We start from the raw sequence: 17,110 nt of genomic DNA, 5'->3' as shown, positions 1-17,110 counted from the left end.
GCTTCAGCGGCGGCCCAGCGTGCTCTCCCGCTCCACCAGCCGGAACTCCGCGACCAGCTCCCGTCCCGCGGGTGGCTCCGCGCGGTTCTCCAGCGTGCGCAGCAGTGACTCGACGGCCAGCCGGGCGATGGACCGCTTGTCCGGGGAGATCGTGGTCAGGCTGACGGCCCCGAACCGGCCCTCGGCGATGTCGTCGAAGCCGACCACCGCCACGTCCCACGGCACCCGCAGCCCCCGCTCGTGCAGCACCCGCATCGCGCCGATCGCCACCAGGTCGTTGTACGCGAACACCGCGTCGGGCCGCACGCCGGCGTCCAGCATCCGCGCCATCGCCTCGGCCCCGTCGCCCCGGTCCCAGCCGCCGGTCGGGCCGATCAGGCTGTCCGGCGCGGGCACGCCCGCCTCCGCCAGCTCCTCCCGCCAGCCCGCAAGCCGCAGATGCGCGGGGCGGTTCGCCGAGTCGGTACGCGCTCCCAGGTAGGCGATGCGGGTGCGGCCGCGACCGAGCAGATGGCGGACGGCCGTGCGCGCGGCCGCGACGTTGTCGATCGCGATGTGGTCGTACGGCAGGTCGTACTCGCGCTCGCCGAGCAGCACCAGTGGGACGTCGTCCTCGCGGCCACGCAGGTCCTCGACCTCCAGCTCCAGCGGGCTGAGGATCAGGCCGTCGATGATGCCGGCCCGGAAACCCTGGCTGACCAGCACCTCCCGCTCGCGGTCGCCGCCGGTGTGGTCGAGCAGCACGGTCAGGTCGTGCTCGGCGGCGACGTCGATCACGGCGCCCGCGAGCTCCGCGAAGTACGGGTTGCCGAGCTCGGGAACGGCGAGCGCGAGGATGCCCGTGCGCCCTTTGCGCAGGTGACGTGCCGTCATGTTCGGCCGGTAGCCCAGCTCGTCGATGGCGGCCTGGACCCGGGCCCGCATCCCCGGGGTGACGTGCTGGTAGTTGTTCACCACGTTCGAGACGGTCTTGATCGAGACACCAGCACGTTCCGCGACGTCCTTCAGGCTCACTCGCAAAGGGATCTCCTCGGTATCGACGGTGCGCGCAACACTCCCCCGTCCGTCTCGGGTAACTCTCCCCCACCCGGCTTGTGTTGCACGCCTGGACAGGATCGGAGAGCCGTGCTGTCATGCCAACTGCCGCTCCTTCCAACGTTGTACAGACTGCTGCAACGAGTCGCCACCCTTCCTCGACAAGGAGGATTTGTGCGCACCAATCGGTTCAGAGATCGGTTCAGAGACAGACTCACCCTGCTGCTCGCGGCCACGCTGGGCGCCGCCGGACTCGCCGCCGCGCCGTCCGCCACCGCGGCCGACGAGCCGCGGTCCGACGCCGTCCACGGCCTCAAGGGCGAGTACTACACCCAGTCGGCACCCGGGGCCTTCGACTTCCACGCGCTGAAGTCCACCGGAGTCGACCCCGACCTCGACTTCGACAACCTCGAACCCCGGCTCGGCTACGCCACCGGGCAGAAGGACGACGTCAGCGTCCGCTGGACCGGGAAGATCATCCCCGCGAAGACCGGTCCGACAACGTTTTCCCTCTCCGCCGACAACGGCTTCCGCCTGTGGATCGACGGCAGGATGGCCATCGACCACTGGGTGGACGACTGGGACAAGGAGCAGACGTCCCGGCCGGTCGAGCTGACCGCGGGCAAGGCGTACGACATCAAGGTCGAGTACTTCGAGCACTTCGGCGGGTCCAATCTGCATCTGCGCTGGACCCCGCCCGGCGGGAGCAAGGCCGCCGTCCCGCAGTCGGCGTTCCGGCTGCCCGACGGCTTCGACTACGACGGCGCGACCGCCGCCACCGTCCTCGGCGACGGCCGCACGCTCAAGCTGGACTTCCCGCAGCGGCTCGCCGCACCGCCGGCCGGCCTGACGGACCACCTCGACGCGGTCATCGGCGGCAGCACCTGGCCGCTGGGCGCGGCGAAGGCGGACCCGGCCGACCCCAAGGCGCTGCTCGTCGGGCTCAAGGAGCCGGTCGTCGGCAACAAGGCCGGCAACGCGCGCGGTGACGTCGAGGTCCGCTACGACGGCGAGGCGGGGCTGGCCCGCGCGGACGGCGAGCGGATCGGCAAGTTCTGGTCCAGCGGTGCGAACCGGTCCACGTACGAGCTGCGCACCAAGTGGGCCGATGAGGTGAGCGAGAAGAACGCGCACCCCGAGTATCCGCGCCCGCAGCTCACGCGCGACGCCTGGCGCAACCTCAACGGCTCCTGGCAGTTCGCCGCCGCCGAGTCCGGCGAGCGGCCGCCCTTCGGCAAGAAGCTGGGCGAGAAGATCCTGGTGCCTTACCCGGTCGAGTCGCAGCTCTCGGGCATCGAGCGGCACGAGGACCGGATGTGGTACCGCCGTACGTTCACGGTCCCGCAGGACTGGAAGGTGGGCAGCGGCAAGCGGCTCCGGCTGAACTTCGGCGCCGTCGACTGGCAGGCCGAGGTGTACGTCAACGGCACCAAGGTGGCCGCGCACAAGGGCGGTTACGACAAGTTCAGCGCCGACATCACCGACGCGCTCGAGCCCGGCAAGAGCCAGGAGCTGATCGTCGGCGTCTACGACCCGACCGACGCGAAGGACGGCGAGAACCCGCCGGTCGGCAAGCAGCGCCTGGACCCGAGCGGCATCTGGTACACCCCCTCGTCCGGCATCTGGCAGACGGTGTGGATGGAGCCGGTCGCCGCCGACCATGCCGACTCGCTGAAGATCACCCCGAAGGTCGCGGACGGCACGGTCGCGGTCGAGGCGCGGGGTGTGCGGGACGGTGTGCCGGTCACGGCCACCGCGTACGACGGCAAGCGCCCGGTGGCGACGGTGACCGGCTCGACCGGCGAGCCGCTGACGCTGCGGATCAAGGACCCGCACCTGTGGTCCCCCGACGACCCGTTCCTGTACGGCCTGAAGGTACGCGTCGGCAGCGACCGCGTCGGCAGCTACTTCGGGATGCGCTCCATCGCGGTGGAGAAGATCGACGGCACGCCGCGCACCGTGCTCAACGGCAAGCCGGTCTTCCTGATGGCCACGCTCGATCAGGGCTTCTGGCCGGACGGGCTGCACACGGCGCCGACGGACGAGGCGCTGGCGTACGACCTGAAGCTGCACAAGCAGCTGGGCTACAACTCCGTACGCAAGCACATCAAGGTCGAGCCCGACCGCTGGTTCTACTGGGCGGACAAGCTCGGCCTGCTTGTCTGGCAGGACATGCCGTCCATGACGGCGGGCACCGACCCGAACGCCGCGTCCCGCGCCCAGTACGAGCGGGAGATGAAGACGATGATCGACCAGCACGACAGCCACCCCTCGGTGATCATGTGGGTCACCTTCAACGAGGGCTGGGGCCAGTACGACGAGGGCCGGATCGCCGACCAGGCCAAGTCCTGGGACCCGACGCGGCTGATCAACGGCCAGTCGGGCCTCAACCTCGGACGGGACGGTGGCACCGGCGACATCATGGACGAGCACGGCTACCCGAGCCCGGCCCTGCCCCCACACCCCGACGGCGAACGGGCCCTGGTCAGCGGCGAGTACGGCGGCCTCGGACTCGGCGTGCCCGGACACGCGTGGTCGGTGCAGCAGTCGTACATCGATGTAGACCCGGCGACGTACACGGACGACTACCTCACCAAGCTCGACGAGGTGCGCCAACTGGCCTGCCGGGGCAGCAACGGCGCCGTCTACACGCAGATCTCGGACGTCGAGGGCGAGCTGAACGGCCTGGTGACGTACGACCGCAAGGTGGTCAAGCCGGACGTGCAGCGGCTCAAGGCCGCCCATGAGGCGCTGATCCACGACGCCTCACAGGCGACCCCCGCGGGCTGCCGCTAGAAAGCGGACGCTCGGGCCTTCGTCCGGAGCCTGGGTGCCGGGGAGGTGCAGCAGGCAGGCCAGGCTCACGGCACACAGGCAGATCACATAGGCGCCGGTCGCCCAGGGGAGGCCGGCGCCGGAGAGGCCGGACAGCCAGCTGTTGATCAAGGGGGTGAGGGCGCCGCCGAGGACGGCGCCCAGGTTGTAGGAGAGCGCGGTTCCCGTCGTACGAATGCGGGCTTCGAACAGTTCGGGGATATAAGCCCCTTGGACCCCGAGCGTGATGATCAGGGCGAGCAGTGCGACGGTGGTGGCCACGGTGAACGTGAGGAGACTGCCGGTCTGCAGGAGCGCCAGGTACGGGAACATCCAGGCGGCCATGGCGGCGCATCCGATGATGCTGAGCCTGCGGCGTCCGTAACGGTCACCGCACACCGCGGCGACGGGCGTGGCCACCGCCATCACCGTCATCGCGACCATGACGCACAGCAGTGTCCCGGTGGGGTCGAGGCCCACGGTCCGCGTGGCGTGGGAGATCGCCCACGTCGTCGCCGTGTAGTGCACGGCGTAGGAACAGGCGACCGCCCCGGCGACGAGCAGGACCCGGCCACCGTGCCGCCTGAGCACAAGGCGGACGGGAGAACGGGCCAGGGCGTCCTCCGCGACGAGCACCCGGAACGCGGGGGACTCGATGAGCGAGGACCGGAGCAGGTACCCGGCGAGCGTCAGCAGGCCCGCACACCAGAAGGGCACCCGCCAGCCCCAGGACCGGAACTGCTCTGCGCTCAGCACCGCGGAGAGCGCCAGCATTCCGCCGTTGGCCAGCAGGAAACCGAGGGCCGGGCCGATCTGCGGTAGGGAGGCCCACAGCCCGCGCCGCTTCGCCGGCGCGTGTTCGGTGGCGAGGACGACGGCCCCCGTCCACTCCCCGCCGATTCCGATGCCCTGCAAGAGGCGCAGCGCCACGAGACACACCGGCGCCGCCAACCCCAGCTCCTGGTAGCCGGGCAGCAGCCCCACTCCGAGGGTGGCGCCGCCCGTGGTCAGCACGGTGCCCAGCAGCATCGCGCGGCGTCCCAGCCGGTCGCCGATGCGTCCGAACACGGCCGACCCCAAAGGGCGGGCCAGGAACCCGGTGGCGAAGGTGGCCATGGCCGCCAGGGTCCCCGCCGCGGGCGCGAAGTGGGGGAAGAACACCGGGCCGAGGACGAGCGCGGCCGCGATGGCGTACAGGGTGAAGTCGTAGAACTCGATGACGGTGCCGATCAGGCCGGCCACGGTGACCCGGTTGAGGGCGGCCGTTCCGCGTTCCGGCCCGCGCCGGCCGTTCTTGCCGACGGACATCATGGTCCCTCCTGCGACCACAGACGGACCTTTTCGTCCAGCTCCAGGGCGGCGGCGAGCCGTCGGCTCCGATAGGGGGCGAGTTCCTGGCTCATCGTCGCCACGACGCACCGCACCCGGGCCGACCGCACCCCGTCCATCAGCCGGAGCGCCTCGGTCCAGGTGGTGCATGCCTGCTCCACCAGTCCCTGGCGGCACTGCATGGTCCCGGCGTGCGCGAGGCTGAGGGCGGCGATGCGCCGGTAGTCGGTCCCCGACCGGCTCCACACCGCCCTGCTGAAGTGCTGTTCGGCGATGTCGTACGCGCCCATGTACTGGGCCGTCTTGGCCATATGGGTGCCCACACAGGCGCGCGCCGATCCCCACAGGGCGGCCCAGTACGGCATTTCCCGCTCGTCGGCACCGTCCACGAGCCGGGCCGCGCGGGCGGCTTCCGCGACCGCTTCGCGCCGTCTGCCCTCCATCGCCAGCGCGCGGGCCCTGGTGGCGACGTACAGCGCCTCCGTGGCCGGGTCCGTGCGCCCCTTGATCCGCCGCAGCGCCGCGTCGACGAGCGCCAGCGCGTGTTCGGCCCGGCCCGTCTCCATGCCGTGGTGTGCCAGGACCCGCAGCACGAACGCTCCGTGCAGGTCGTTGTCCGCTTCCTGGGTGAGCCGTAACGCCTGCAGGTAGTACCGCTGCGCCAGCCCCTGCTCGCCGGCGTCGTACGCCTTCCAGCCGGAGAGGTAGGCGACGCACGCGGCGGCCGAGAGGATCTGCCGCTTCTGTTCCCCGGTGCGGAACCGGGCCCGGCACAGCGCGGCCACGTCACTGGTCAGGTACTGCACCAGCGCCGACCGGCCGTGCTGTCCGCCGTGGCGCTCGTCGACGGCGGTGAACAGCTCCGTCAGCTCCCGCACGGCGCGCACCTCCGGCTCCCCCGCTGTCCCGGCCCGGCGCACCACTGAAGCGCGCGCCGCCTCCTGTGCGTCGAGGTCCAGCGCGAGGGACGAGACCGCGACGCTGTACGGCGTGGCACGCGCTTCGGGGCGGCGATCGATGTCGGCGCGGCCCAGTGCGGTCAGGATGTCGAGCGGATCGCGGTCGACGTGCAGTCCGAACGAGGTGTCGGCGGACCCGCTCCCCGGTGGACGAAACCCCAACTGGGTGGGGGTCACGGGCCGCTGGAGCCGGCGCGCCAGTGCCTCGGCGATCAGGCCGGCCGTGCTGTCCGCCGGCCGCGTGCCGGCGACCCAGTGCGCCACGGCGGAGGAGTTGGTACGTACCGTGACGCCGCTCTCCGCGGCAACCGTGCGCACCTCCCGCGCCAACTCCGCGTAACTGCAACCGGCTTCACGAATAGCCAGGTCCAAGGACTCGTTCCTCGTGCGCACCATGTCTCCGAGGGGTTTAAGCGGTCTAAGCGGCTTCCCGACAAGAGGAGGCTATGCACCCCGGGCGAGGGCGGGTTGAGTAGCTGACCGAACATCGCTCTCACGGGTGAGGAGCCCTTGACATGCTTGAGCACGCCCCCGCTGTACGGCGTGACGCGGAAGATCGCCGCTCGGTGGAACGCGAGCTGGAATTCGAACTTCTCCTCGCGCCCCGGTGCGTGGTCCGCTCCCCGATGGCGGTCCCCGCCCGGCTGCTCTACCTCGCGCGCGACCCGTTCGCGGTCCGCTTCTCCTTCCACATCGACACTCCCCGCCCCGTCGACTGGACCTTTGCCCGCAGCCTTCTCATCGACGGCCTCTTCCGCCCCAGCGGGGCAGGCGACGTGCGGATCTGGCCGTCCCGTACCGATGAGGACCGCGCCATCGTCTGCCTGTCCCTCACCGCGCCGGACGGCCTCACCGTGCTGTACGCACCGGCTCTGCCGGTCTCGGCGTGGCTGGAGCGCACCATCAGCATGGTGCCGCCCGGAGACGAGCGGACGGAGTTCCCCGTGGCACCGCTCGTCTCCGGGCCGTTGCGCGCGCCGTAACGGGCCGAAGTCGCCCGCTAGGGCGCGCGGCGGCCGGCGGTCGCGCGGCGGATGCCGTACACGGCCGCGCCTGCGGCCAGTACCGCCGTGCCCGCCAGGACTGAGGTCACCGGCAGGGCGAAGGCCAGGGCCAGGCAGCCGGCGAGGCCGACCGCCGGGACGACGCGCGGCGGCCGTCCCTCGGCGGCGGTGAGGGTCCACGCCGCGGCGTTGGCCACGGCGTAGTACGCCAGTACCGCGAAGGAGGAGAAGCCGATCGCACCGCGCAGGTCGGCCGTCGCGGCGAGGACCGCCACCACCGCGCCGACCGCGAGTTCGGCGCGGTGCGGCACCTTGAACCGCGGGTGGACGGCGGCCAGGGCGTGCGGCAGATGGCGGTCCCGGGCCATGGCCAGGGTGGTACGCGACACTCCGAGGATCAGCGCCAGCAGCGAGCCGAGCGCGGCCACCGCCGCGCCGACGCGGACCACCGGCGCGAGCCAGTCGGCGCCGGCGGCCCGCGCGGCGTCCGACAAGGGCGCCGCGGCACCGGCCAGCCGCTCCGGGCCGAGCACCATGAGGACGGCGACGGCGACCAGGGCGTAGACCACGAGCGTGATCCCGAGCGCGACCGGGACGGCCCGGGGGATGGTCCGCTCGGGCTCGCGGACCTCCTCGCCGAGCGTGGCGATGCGCGCGTACCCGGCGAAGGCGAAGAACAGCAGGCCCGCCGCCTGGAGCACCCCGCCGGCGGTGAGGTCGGCGCCGAGCGCCGGCCGGGCGGCGTCCGCCTCGCCGGAGGCGAACACCGCGGAAACCACGGCGGCGAGCACCGCCAGGACGACGGCGACCACCGCGCGGGTGAGCCGGGCCGACTTCTGCACCCCGGCGTAGTTCACGGCGGTCAGTGCCACCACCGCGGCGACCGCGACCGCGTGCGCGTGCTCCGGCCAGAGGTACGCGCCCGCGGTGAGGGCCATGGCGGCGCAGGAGGCGGTCTTGCCGACCACGAAGCCCCAGCCGGCGAGGTAGCCCCAGAAGTCGCCGAGCCGTTCGCGGCCGTACACATACGTGCCGCCGGAGGCCGGATAGCGGGCGGCCAGCCGCGCCGAGGAGGTCGCGTTGCAGTACGCCACCACCGCGGCCAGCGCCAGGCCGAGCAGCAGCCCGGAACCGGCAGCGGCGGCCGCGGGGGCCAGGGTGGCGAAGATGCCGGCGCCGAGCATCGCCCCGAGGCCGATCAGCACGGCATCGGTCGTGCCCAGGCGTCGCTGCAGTGCGGGCGGGGCACCGCTTTCGGCCGTCGGCTTCTCCATGGTCTCCCTCCTCGGCGAGCGCGGCGGCCAGCATACGGAATCCCCGGCCGTGGCTCAGACCAGCGCTGCCGCCACCAGTTCGGCGGCCTTCGCGACCAGCGCGTCGTCCGAGGGGCCTTCGGGCGCGTGCGTGGTGGTCAGGACGGAGAGCAGGACCGGGGAACGGCCGGGGGGCCAGGCGACGCCCACGTCGTTGGCGACGCCGTACTCGCTTCCGCCGCCGGTCTTGTCCGCCGTGATCCAGCCGTCGGGCAGGCCGGCGCGGAAGCGCTTGGTGTTGGTCGTGTTCGCGATCAGCCAGTCCTTCAGCCGCTTCCGGTCCTCGGCGGCGAGGGCGCGGCCGACGACGAGGCGGCCGTAGGTCGTGCCGATGGCGCGGGGCGTGGTCGTATCGGTCGTGCGCCACGGTTCCGCCGAGTTCAGCTGGGGTTCCCACCGGTCGAGCCGGGTCTCGTCGTCCCCGAGCGAGCGGCAGAAGCGGGTGATGGCCGTGGGGCCGCCCAGCTCGCGGAGGAGGAGGTTGGCGGCGCCGTTGTCGCTGTGGCTGACGGCCGCGGCGCACAGTTCGGTGACGGTCATGCCGTGGGCGACGTTCCGGGGCTCGCTGCTGATCGGGGCGTAGCCGGCGTCCGTGACGTACTTCTTGGTGTAGTGGATGCGCTTGGCCAGGAACTCGCCGTCGTGGTCGAGGTCGCGCAGAACGGCAGCGGCGGCGAGGCCCTTGAACACCGAGCACATCGGGAAGCGCTCGTCCGCGCGGTACCGCACCGTGCGGCCGGTGGCCAGGTCGCGGGCGAACACCCCCAGCCGCGCGGCATGCTCCCGCTCGAGTCGCTTCAGCTGCCCGGAGAGTCCCTTGCCGTGCGGTACTTCGGCGGTTGCCGTGCCGCACGCGGGGAGCGTGGCGGCCAGCGCGGTGCCCGCGCCGAGGGCCAGAACCGTGCGTCGGGAAGGACGTACTTGTGTCATGGCCCAGAGTGAAACGCGGCTCTCGCTGCCATGTCGAATATGCTCTCGACTCTTGATCGATTCGCAGGAGATATCGCCGCACGCCACAGGAGTGGAATGCTGACGGAACGGCACTTGGAAATCTTCGTGGCGCTGGCGGAGGAGGAGCACTTCGGGGCCGCAGCGCAGCGGGTGGGGATCACCCAGCCGCCCCTGTCGCAGGGGCTGCGGCGGCTGGAGGCGCTGCTCGGGGTGCGGCTGTTCGACCGCACCCGGGGCGTCGTCCTGACCGACGAGGGGGCGCTGCTGCTGCCGCACGCGCGCAGGGCGCTCGCCGCGCTCGGGGAGCTGCGGGAGATCGGCGCCCGGGAGCACGCCGACGGCCGCAGGCTCCGGCTCGGCCTGGCGCCGGAGGTACCGGCGGGCCTCGCGGCGGCCGTGGCGGCGGCGCCGGTACGCGCGGGGGAACAGAACCGCATAAGCGTGCTGACGGCACCGACCGCCACGCTGCTCTCCGACGTCGCGGCGGGCCGGCTCGACCTCGCCGTGATCCGGCATCCGGCGGTGCTGCACGGCCTGGCGGCCGGGCGGGTGGTGCTGTTCCCGAGCTGGGTGCTCTCCCCCGCCGCCCCGCACGGCCGGGCCCCGGCCGGTGGGCTGCCCGTCGCCGTGCGGCCCCGCGAGGAGGCGCCCGCGGCCCACGACCTGTTCGTCGACACACTGGCCAGCCGCGGGCGGCGGGTGGAGACCGTCGTGGTGTCCGACGAGCGCGCCGGGCTCGCGCTCGTCGCGGCGGGACAGGCGGTACTGGTCACCGCCGACGCGACGCTGACCGCCGACGGCGTGGAGCGCAGACCGGCGACCGATCCGGCGCTGCCGCTGCGGCTGCGGGTGGTGTGGGACCCGCGGCGGCCGGAAGCGGCGGACACCGCGGACACCGCCCAACTGCTGGTGGACACCCTCGAACGGCAGGCGGCGACATGAGCGGGACGAGGCGGGGAAGCGGCGTGGAGCGCACGATCCGCGAGATGTTCGCCGACGCGGGCGTGCGCGGCTGGCTGCATGTGGCGGAGCTGGACCGGCCCTCCGCGCAGGTGACCATCGACCCGGACGAGGCGGTGCCCATGGGGTCCGTCTACAAGGTGCCGCTGATGGTGGCCTTCTGCCGGCTGGCGGACGCCGGAGAGCTCGACCCGCGCGAGCGGCTGACCCTGGAGCCGCCGGACCGGGTCGCCGGTCCCACCGGCATCTCGATCCTGCGGGACGCCGTCACGATGTCGCTGCGCGACCTGGTGGTCATGATGATGAGCGTCTCCGACAACACGGCGGCCGACGCGCTGCTCCGCACGGTCGGCACCGCAGCGGTCGACGAGGTCTGCCGCGACCTCGATATGCCGGACACCCGTATCCACGGCGGCGTCGCGGGCACCTGGGACCGGCTGCTCACGGAGACCGGCACGGACTCGCTGCCGGCCGCGATGGCGCGGCTGACCAGCAACGACGACACCGTGCCCGAGGTCGTCTACAACCCCTTGTCGAAGGCCGCCTCCACACCCGCCGACATGGCGCGGCTGCTGCGGGCGATCTGGACCGGGCGAGCCGCATCCCCCGAGCGCTGCGCGTTCATGCGCGAGGTCATGGGCCGCCAGCCGTGGCGCCACCGGCTGGCGTCCGGTTTCCCGTACGACGACGTGACCGTGTCGGGCAAGACGGGCACGTTCGGCTCGATGCGGCACGAGGCGGGGGTGGTCGAACTGCCCGACGGCAGTACATACACCGCCGTGGTCTTCACCCAAGCGGCGCGCGCCGACAGCGTGTTGCCCCGGGCCGACGCGGTGATCGGCGCGGCGGCCCGTACCGCGGTGGAGGAGCTGCGGGGGAACGCGGGCACGTGACCGGGCCCGCGTTCCCCGTCCCGGGCGCGGCTCTCAGTCCCGTACCGTGATCCGTTCCGCCTTGGGCGGGTCGAGCGGGTGCTCGGGCGAGCTGTGGTTCAGCAGGTGGTCGACGAGGGAGGCGGTGTCGGTCGTGCCGCTGTCTCGGTCGGTGCCGTCCTTCAGGACGCGGAAGCCGTCGCCGCCGTCGGAGAGGAACTCATTGACCGTGACGCGGTAGTTGTCGCCGTCGCGCACGGGCTGCCCGGCGACGCGGACGCTGTCGGCGAGGAGCCGGTCGGCGCCGCTGCGGCTCAGGTCCACCGAGTAGCGCAGGGCGGCGGACGGCTGGAGGAAGCGCGGGGACGTCTCGTTGCCGCCGGAGAAGCCCTGCCGCAGTGCGGTGACGAGCTGCTTGCCGGTGAGGGTCATGGTCACCAGCGGGGTCTCGAACGGCGCGGCGCGGAACGCCTCGGCGTAGGTCACCACGCCGTCCCCCTCCTTCCCCGCCGCCTTGTACGTGATGTCGGCACGGATCGCGCCGGGCTGTACGAGGGCGAGCTGCGCGCGGTCGCCGCGGGTGGCCTCGGCCTGCGCGTCGGCGATCACGTCGCCGAGCGGGCGCTCGGGAGCCGTGGAACCGCGGCCCGGCAGGTCGCCCGTGATGTAGCCGACCGGCTTGTTCTCCAGGTCGGCGGAGCGCTCCCGCCACGTGGCGATGAGCCGGGCCATGTCGGGGTCCTGGGGCGTGGCGGTGTCCACGGGCCGGTTGACGGCGTGGACGGAGTCGCGGTCCACGTCCTTCGTCCGCGGGTCGAGGCCGAAGCGTACGTCGGTGAAGGTGCGGCCGAAGGAGGCCGCCTGCGTCACGATGCGCGGCCGCCCCGCGGGGTCGGGGACGCTGCACACGTACGGCTCGTGGGAGTGACCGCTGATGATGAGGTCGACCTCGGGCGCGGCCTTCCGGGCGATGTCCTTGATCGGCTCCTGCAGCCCGGCGGCCGGTCCCTGTGCGTCGCAGTCCTCGTTGTACGGCTTGACGCCGTTGTGCGCGCCGCCCTCGTGGATGAGGACGGCCTGGGCCTTGACGCCGAGCCGGTCCAGTTCGTGCGCGTAGCGGGCGATGGTCGCCGTCTCGTCGTGGAACTCCACGTCCTTGATCCGGGACGCGGAGATCGAGTCCGGCGCGTGCCGGGTGATCAGGCCGATGAAGCCGATGCGCTCGCCCCCGGGCAGCGTCTTGATCCAGTACGGGGGCAGCAGCGGCTTCTCGCTGCCCTTGCGGGTGACGTTGGCGGCGAGGTACGGGAAGGCGGTCCCGTCGTACGGCTTCGCCGGCACCGCGCAGCCGTCCTCAGGGTGGCAGCCGCCCTTGACGATGCGCAGCAGTTCGTCGGGCCCCTCGTCGAACTCGTGGTTGCCCACGGAGGCGACGTCGAGGCCGAGCTGCTCCATGGCGTCCACGGTCGGCTCGTCGTGGAAGTTCGCCGACAGCAGCGGGCTGCCGCCGATGATGTCACCGGCCCCGACGGTCAGGCTGTTCGGCTGCCCCTCCTTGGCCCGCTTCACCAGGGTCGCCAGCTGGGCCACGCCGCCGGCCTGGGACTGCTCCAGGTCGCCGGTCTCCGTACGCCGGGTGACGGCGCCGGCGGGGCCGTCGACCGGTTCGAGGTTGCCGTGCAGGTCGTTGAGCGCGAGGAACTGAACGGGCACGGTGCCGTCGGCGGGAGCGCGCTCTCCCGGTGCGGAAGCGGCGGGTCCGCCCGCGGCGGCGGCGAGGGAGATGGCCAGAAGGGCGACCAGGCCCAGGACGAGCGGATTGCGCCGCGCCCGGGCCGAACGGTCCGAATAAATCGACATATTGACGAGATTAGGGATCTCCGCCCGCCCCGTGGAGATCCCCGATCACGGCTTCACCCAAAGGAGTTGCAAGCCCGCCGGTGGGGTGGGTGGTCGTTCATGGTGCTGTCTCCTCTTCCGCGGTCGTCTCCTCTTCCGCAGTCGCCAGTCGCCCCAGCAAGGAACGGAGTTCGTCGAGCGCTGCCCCGGTGCTTGCCGCGTCGTCGAAGGTCAGTTGGTGCAATACCAGGCCGTCCAGCGCCGCGAAGACGAGGCGGGCGAGGGCGGGGCTCGGGTCGTGGGGGAGCATGCGGGAGAGTTCTCGTGCGGAGGCGTCGAAGTAGGCGTCGTACAGGCCGCGTACCTGGGGCAGCAGGTCCGGGCGGCGGCGCGCTTCGAGCAGCAGCTCGTACTGGAACGCCTGGAGGTCGGGCCCGGTCTCGACCATCGCGGAGACGCCGGCCGCGAAGTCCTCGGGCCTGCCGGTGCCCGGCTCCAGCAGGCTGCTGCTCAGGCTCTGCCGCACGACGTACCCCAGCGCCTCCTCGATGAGCGCGTCGCGGGACCCGAAGTGGTGCACGACCAGGCCGTGGGTGACGCCGGCCTCCTCGGCGACCGCCCGGTAGGTCAGCTTGCGCAGGCCGCCCCGCGCCACGACCCGTACCGCCGCGTTGAGCAGGGCGTCGCGACCCTCGCCGTACCCCACCTCCCGGTGGCCGCGGCGGCCGCGTGCCTGCTTGGCTGCTTCCGTCATGCCGGCCAGCCTATCCACAGGTCACGCGGCCCCGGGCGGCCCGCCGAGCCGTCCATCAGCCCCGCTTCGGCGGGCGGATGCCGCGGAACTCCCAGTCGCCGCCGAGCGCGGTGGAGCGGACCTCCTCGGACTCGGTGGGCTGGGCGCCGACGTCGCCGCGGATCGCGGCCGGGCCGGTCACGATGTGGTTGGTGAGCCGGCCCAGGCCCTCGGCCTCGACCTCGACGACGTCGCCGGGCTGTACGGGCCGGGAGTTGGCGGGCGTACCGGAGAGCAGGACGTCGCCGGGGTACAGGGTGATGGTGCGGGCGATGTCGGCGACGAGGTAGTGCATGTCCCACTCCATCTCGTCGGTGGAGCCGTCCTGGACGAGCTCGCCGTTGACGTAGGTGCGGAGGTACTTGCCGCGGAAGTCCCAGTCGGTGACGAGGCCGGGGCCGAGCGGGCAGAGGGTGTCGGAGCCCTTGACGCGGAGCATGGAGCCGGCGTCGGTGTCGCGGAAGTCGTGCAGGCCGTAGTCGTTGGCGACGGTGTAGCCCGCGATGTACTCCCCCGCCTCGGCCTGGGAGATGTTGCGCGCGGTCTTCCCGATGACGATGGCGACCTCGCCCTCGTAGTTCAGCCACTTGCAGCCCTCGGGGCGGACGATCGCGCCCTGGTGGGAGTTGAGGGCGGAGGTCGGCTTGTGGAAGTAGGTGGGGGTCGCGGGCAGCTTGATCTGGAACTCAGCGACCCGGCTGCGGTGGTTGAGGTGGACCGCGATGACCTTGGAGGGGACGACGGGCGGCAGGTGCCGGGCGTCGTCGATCTTGACGCGGCGGCCGTCACCGGCCACCAGCTCCTCGCCCTCGCGGACGGTCTCGACGACGGCGCCGTCGAGGAGGATACGGCGGTACTCAGGCATGGGTGGTCTCCTTGGAGGGGCGGGGCGCGGTCCAGCCGTCCGCGGGACGGTCGAACCACAGATGGACCTGGCCGGTGCCGACGGAGTTCTCGTACTCCCCGTACTGGCGCCCGCGGGCGGTGCAGGCCGCCTCGCCCAGCGCGCCGGCCAGCATCAGGTAGTGGAAGAACTTCGCCTCCGGCTTGTACTTCCAGAAGTCCGGCATGGTGCGCAGCACCTCGTCGTGGCGGCCGTCCTTGAACCAGGCGATGCGCTGCTCGTCGGCGGCGCGCGCCTCGGGGGTGAAGATGTGGACGGGGTCGCTGGCCTCGTGGTCGCGGAGCTGCCGCAGCGGCCAGAAGGTGTGCGAGAGGGCGCCGGAGGCGATCACCAGGACCTTGCGGCCCTCGGTGGCGGCGATGCCGTCGGCGAGGGCGCGGCCGAGGCGCAGATGGTCCTCCATGTCGCCGGTCTGGCAGACGCCGATGGAGATCCACTTCTTGTCGGGGAGGCCCTCGCCGAGGTGCTTCCAGAGGTTGATCGTGGCGTAGTAGACCGGCAGGTACTCGTCGTCGATCGGGGTGATCCAGGTGCCGTGTTTGTCGGCGAACTGGGCGATGTTGGCGGCGAGTTCGGGGTCGCCGGGGTAGTCGTACGGCATCCGGCACATGCCGCGCGGCAGCTCTTCGGAGGTGAAGAGACCGGCCCGGCGCTGCTGGGCGGAGACGACGAATTCGACGGTGGTGGCCCAGTGCGAGTCCAGGACGACGACGGTGTCGTAGTCGGCGGTCTCGAAGACGTCCTTACGGAGCTGCCGCAGGCCGGTGACGAGGGTGATCTCCTTGCCCTCGTTCAGCTCCCGCCGGGTCTCCTCCGGCAGCACGATGGTGGGGACGTGGGCGAGCAGCCCGGCGCCGACGATCTCACCCATGGTCGCGCCAGCCCTTCGGCGAGGTGACGGTGTTCTTGAGGTCGCAGTAGAAGTCGAAGCTCCAGGTGCCGCCCTCGCGGCCGACGCCGGACTCGCGGGAGCCGCCGAAGGGGGCCTGGAGGTCGCGGACGAAGAAGCAGTTGACCCAGACGGTGCCGGCGACCAACTGTCCGGTGACGCGCTCGGCACGCTCCTGGTCGCCGGTGGCGACGGTCGCGGCGAGGCCGAAGCGGGTGTCGTTGGCGAGCCGGACCGCTTCCTCCTCGGTCTCGAAGGTCTGCAGGGTGAGGACCGGGCCGAAGACCTCCTCCTGGACGATCTCGGAGTCCTGGGCGACGTCGGTGAGGAGGGTGGGCGCGTAGTACTGACCGTCCTTGCGGTGTCCGCCGATCACCGCACGCGCCCCGGCGGCGAGCGCCCGCTGCACGAAGCCGTCGATCTTCTCCAGCTGGCGGGGGTGGATGTTGGGCCCGATGTCGGTGGCCTCGTCGCGCGGATCGCCCTGCCGCAGCCCGGCGGCCTTCGCGACAAAGCGGCGGGTGAACTCCTCGGCCACCGAGGACTCGACGAGGAGGCGGGTCGCGGCCAGGCAGACCTGCCCGGCGTTGTCGTACTGCTCCACCGCCAGGTCGACGGCGAGGTCCAGCTCGGCGTCGGCGAAGACCAGCAGCGGGGACTTGCCGCCAAGCTCGAAACTGGCCGGTACGAGGTGGGCGGCAGCGGCGGCCGCGATGGTCTTCGCGGTGGGGACCGAACCGGTGAAGCTGATGCGGCGCACGTCGGGGTGGGAGACCAGGGCGCTGCCCGCCTCGGCACCGTAACCCTGGACAACGTTGAAAACGCCGGCGGGCAGGCCCGCTTCGTGCGCGATGTCGGCGAGGAGGGAGGCGGTGAGCGGGGTCCACTCGGCGGGCTTGAGGATCACCGTGTTGCCGGCGGCGAGCGCCGGGGCGATCTTCCAGCTCGCGAGCATCAGCGGCGCGTTCCACGGCGTGATCAGTACGCAGGGGCCCGCCGGGTCCCAGGAGACGTGGTTGGTGTGGCCGCGAGTCTCGAAGTCTTCGTGCTCCAGCTTCAGGAGCCAGTCGGCGAAGAAGCGGAAGTTGTGGGCGACGCGGGGCATCACGCCGCGGCGGTGCGAGCGCAGCAGCGCGCCGTTGTCGGTGGTCTCGACGATCGCCAGGTCCTCGATGCGCTTCTCGACGCCGTCGGCGATGGCGTGCAGGATGCGGGCGCGTTCGGCGCGCGGGGTGGCGGCCCAGCCGGGGAACGCCTCCTTCGCGGCGGCGACGGCCACTTCGGCCTCCGTCGCGGTGCCGCGGGCGATCTCGCCCAGGGCCGCGCCGTCGACCGGCGAGACATCGGTGAAGGTGGCGGCGGAGGCGACGCGGGTGCCGCCGATCCAGTGCCGGGTGTCGACGGCGACGCCGGCGACGGTGGTGCGGTGTGCGGTCATGTCCGGTCTC

The 17,110-nt window shown here is 72.2% G+C and carries 14 protein-coding genes; 4 read left to right on the top strand and 10 right to left on the bottom strand.

Annotated features, from left to right (window positions below; genetic code table 11):
- Positions 1-3 precede the first annotated feature (3 nt).
- The gene (locus tag IF04_RS0113335; RefSeq protein ID WP_030255385.1) at positions 4-1,020 is read right to left on the bottom strand and encodes a LacI family DNA-binding transcriptional regulator; all 1,017 of its coding nucleotides are present in this window, start codon (positions 1,018-1,020) and stop codon (positions 4-6) included.
- Between the two features lie 189 nt (positions 1,021-1,209).
- On the opposite strand from IF04_RS0113335, the gene IF04_RS0113330 reads away from it, so the two are divergent.
- Positions 1,210-3,831, top strand: a complete 2,622-nt coding sequence (locus IF04_RS0113330; RefSeq protein WP_030255383.1) for a glycoside hydrolase family 2 — start codon at positions 1,210-1,212, stop codon at positions 3,829-3,831.
- Here the strand turns inward: IF04_RS0113330 and IF04_RS0113325 are convergent.
- On the bottom strand, positions 3,802-5,160 hold the full coding sequence (locus IF04_RS0113325) for an MFS transporter (protein ID WP_245654387.1): 1,359 nt from the start codon (positions 5,158-5,160) through the stop codon (positions 3,802-3,804). The genes IF04_RS0113330 and IF04_RS0113325 overlap by 30 nt on opposite strands.
- Positions 5,157-6,509: an NsdA family TPR-like regulatory protein gene (locus tag IF04_RS0113320; RefSeq protein WP_157847646.1), complete on the bottom strand. Its 1,353-nt coding sequence runs from the start codon at positions 6,507-6,509 to the stop codon at positions 5,157-5,159. Before IF04_RS0113320 ends, IF04_RS0113325 begins: the two co-directional genes overlap by 4 nt.
- Before the next feature lie 143 nt (positions 6,510-6,652).
- Here IF04_RS0113320 and IF04_RS0113315 point away from each other — a divergent pair, with 143 nt between their 5' ends.
- The gene (locus tag IF04_RS0113315; protein WP_051831201.1) at positions 6,653-7,120 is read left to right on the top strand and encodes an SsgA family sporulation/cell division regulator; all 468 of its coding nucleotides are present in this window, start codon (positions 6,653-6,655) and stop codon (positions 7,118-7,120) included.
- A 17-nt stretch (positions 7,121-7,137) separates the two neighbouring features.
- On the opposite strand, the gene IF04_RS0113310 is transcribed toward IF04_RS0113315, so the two are convergent.
- Both IF04_RS0113310 and bla read right to left on the bottom strand, forming a co-directional pair.
- Positions 7,138-8,415 (bottom strand): APC family permease, encoded by a 1,278-nt coding sequence (locus IF04_RS0113310; protein WP_030255369.1) that lies wholly within the window; start codon positions 8,413-8,415, stop codon positions 7,138-7,140.
- 54 nt (positions 8,416-8,469) lie between these two features.
- Positions 8,470-9,384: a class A beta-lactamase gene (gene bla / locus IF04_RS0113305; RefSeq protein ID WP_030255366.1), complete on the bottom strand. Its 915-nt coding sequence runs from the start codon at positions 9,382-9,384 to the stop codon at positions 8,470-8,472.
- A 96-nt stretch (positions 9,385-9,480) separates the two neighbouring features.
- On the opposite strand from bla, the gene IF04_RS0113300 reads away from it, so the two are divergent.
- Together IF04_RS0113300 and IF04_RS0113295 are read left to right on the top strand one after the other, a co-directional pair.
- Positions 9,481-10,347: a LysR family transcriptional regulator gene (locus IF04_RS0113300; protein ID WP_030255363.1), complete on the top strand. Its 867-nt coding sequence runs from the start codon at positions 9,481-9,483 to the stop codon at positions 10,345-10,347.
- Between the two features lie 23 nt (positions 10,348-10,370).
- Positions 10,371-11,258 (top strand): serine hydrolase, encoded by an 888-nt coding sequence (locus IF04_RS0113295; RefSeq protein WP_425428410.1) that lies wholly within the window; start codon positions 10,371-10,373, stop codon positions 11,256-11,258.
- A 33-nt stretch (positions 11,259-11,291) separates the two neighbouring features.
- On the opposite strand, the gene IF04_RS0113290 is transcribed toward IF04_RS0113295, so the two are convergent.
- From IF04_RS0113290 to IF04_RS0113270, 5 genes are all read right to left on the bottom strand, one after another.
- Complete coding sequence (locus IF04_RS0113290) at positions 11,292-13,097, bottom strand: bifunctional metallophosphatase/5'-nucleotidase (protein WP_030255358.1); 1,806 nt, start codon at positions 13,095-13,097, stop codon at positions 11,292-11,294.
- Positions 13,098-13,194: 97 nt separating this feature from the next.
- The gene (locus IF04_RS0113285; protein WP_037959272.1) at positions 13,195-13,830 is read right to left on the bottom strand and encodes a TetR/AcrR family transcriptional regulator; all 636 of its coding nucleotides are present in this window, start codon (positions 13,828-13,830) and stop codon (positions 13,195-13,197) included.
- 55 nt (positions 13,831-13,885) lie between these two features.
- Positions 13,886-14,734: a fumarylacetoacetate hydrolase family protein gene (locus tag IF04_RS0113280; protein WP_030255352.1), complete on the bottom strand. Its 849-nt coding sequence runs from the start codon at positions 14,732-14,734 to the stop codon at positions 13,886-13,888.
- Positions 14,727-15,644 (bottom strand): 3,4-dihydroxyphenylacetate 2,3-dioxygenase, encoded by a 918-nt coding sequence (locus IF04_RS0113275; RefSeq protein WP_030255349.1) that lies wholly within the window; start codon positions 15,642-15,644, stop codon positions 14,727-14,729. The genes IF04_RS0113280 and IF04_RS0113275 overlap by 8 nt, the downstream gene beginning before the upstream one ends.
- Positions 15,637-17,100 carry an aldehyde dehydrogenase gene (locus IF04_RS0113270; RefSeq protein WP_030255346.1) on the bottom strand — a complete coding sequence of 488 codons (1,464 nt, stop codon included), beginning with the start codon at positions 17,098-17,100 and terminating at the stop codon, positions 15,637-15,639. The genes IF04_RS0113275 and IF04_RS0113270 overlap by 8 nt, the downstream gene beginning before the upstream one ends.
- Positions 17,101-17,110: the final 10 nt, after the last annotated feature.

This window comes from Streptomyces violens (genome assembly GCF_000717745.1).
Lineage (GTDB): Bacteria > Actinomycetota > Actinomycetes > Streptomycetales > Streptomycetaceae > Streptomyces > Streptomyces violens.
This window is presented reverse-complemented; position numbering and strand designations above follow the sequence as displayed.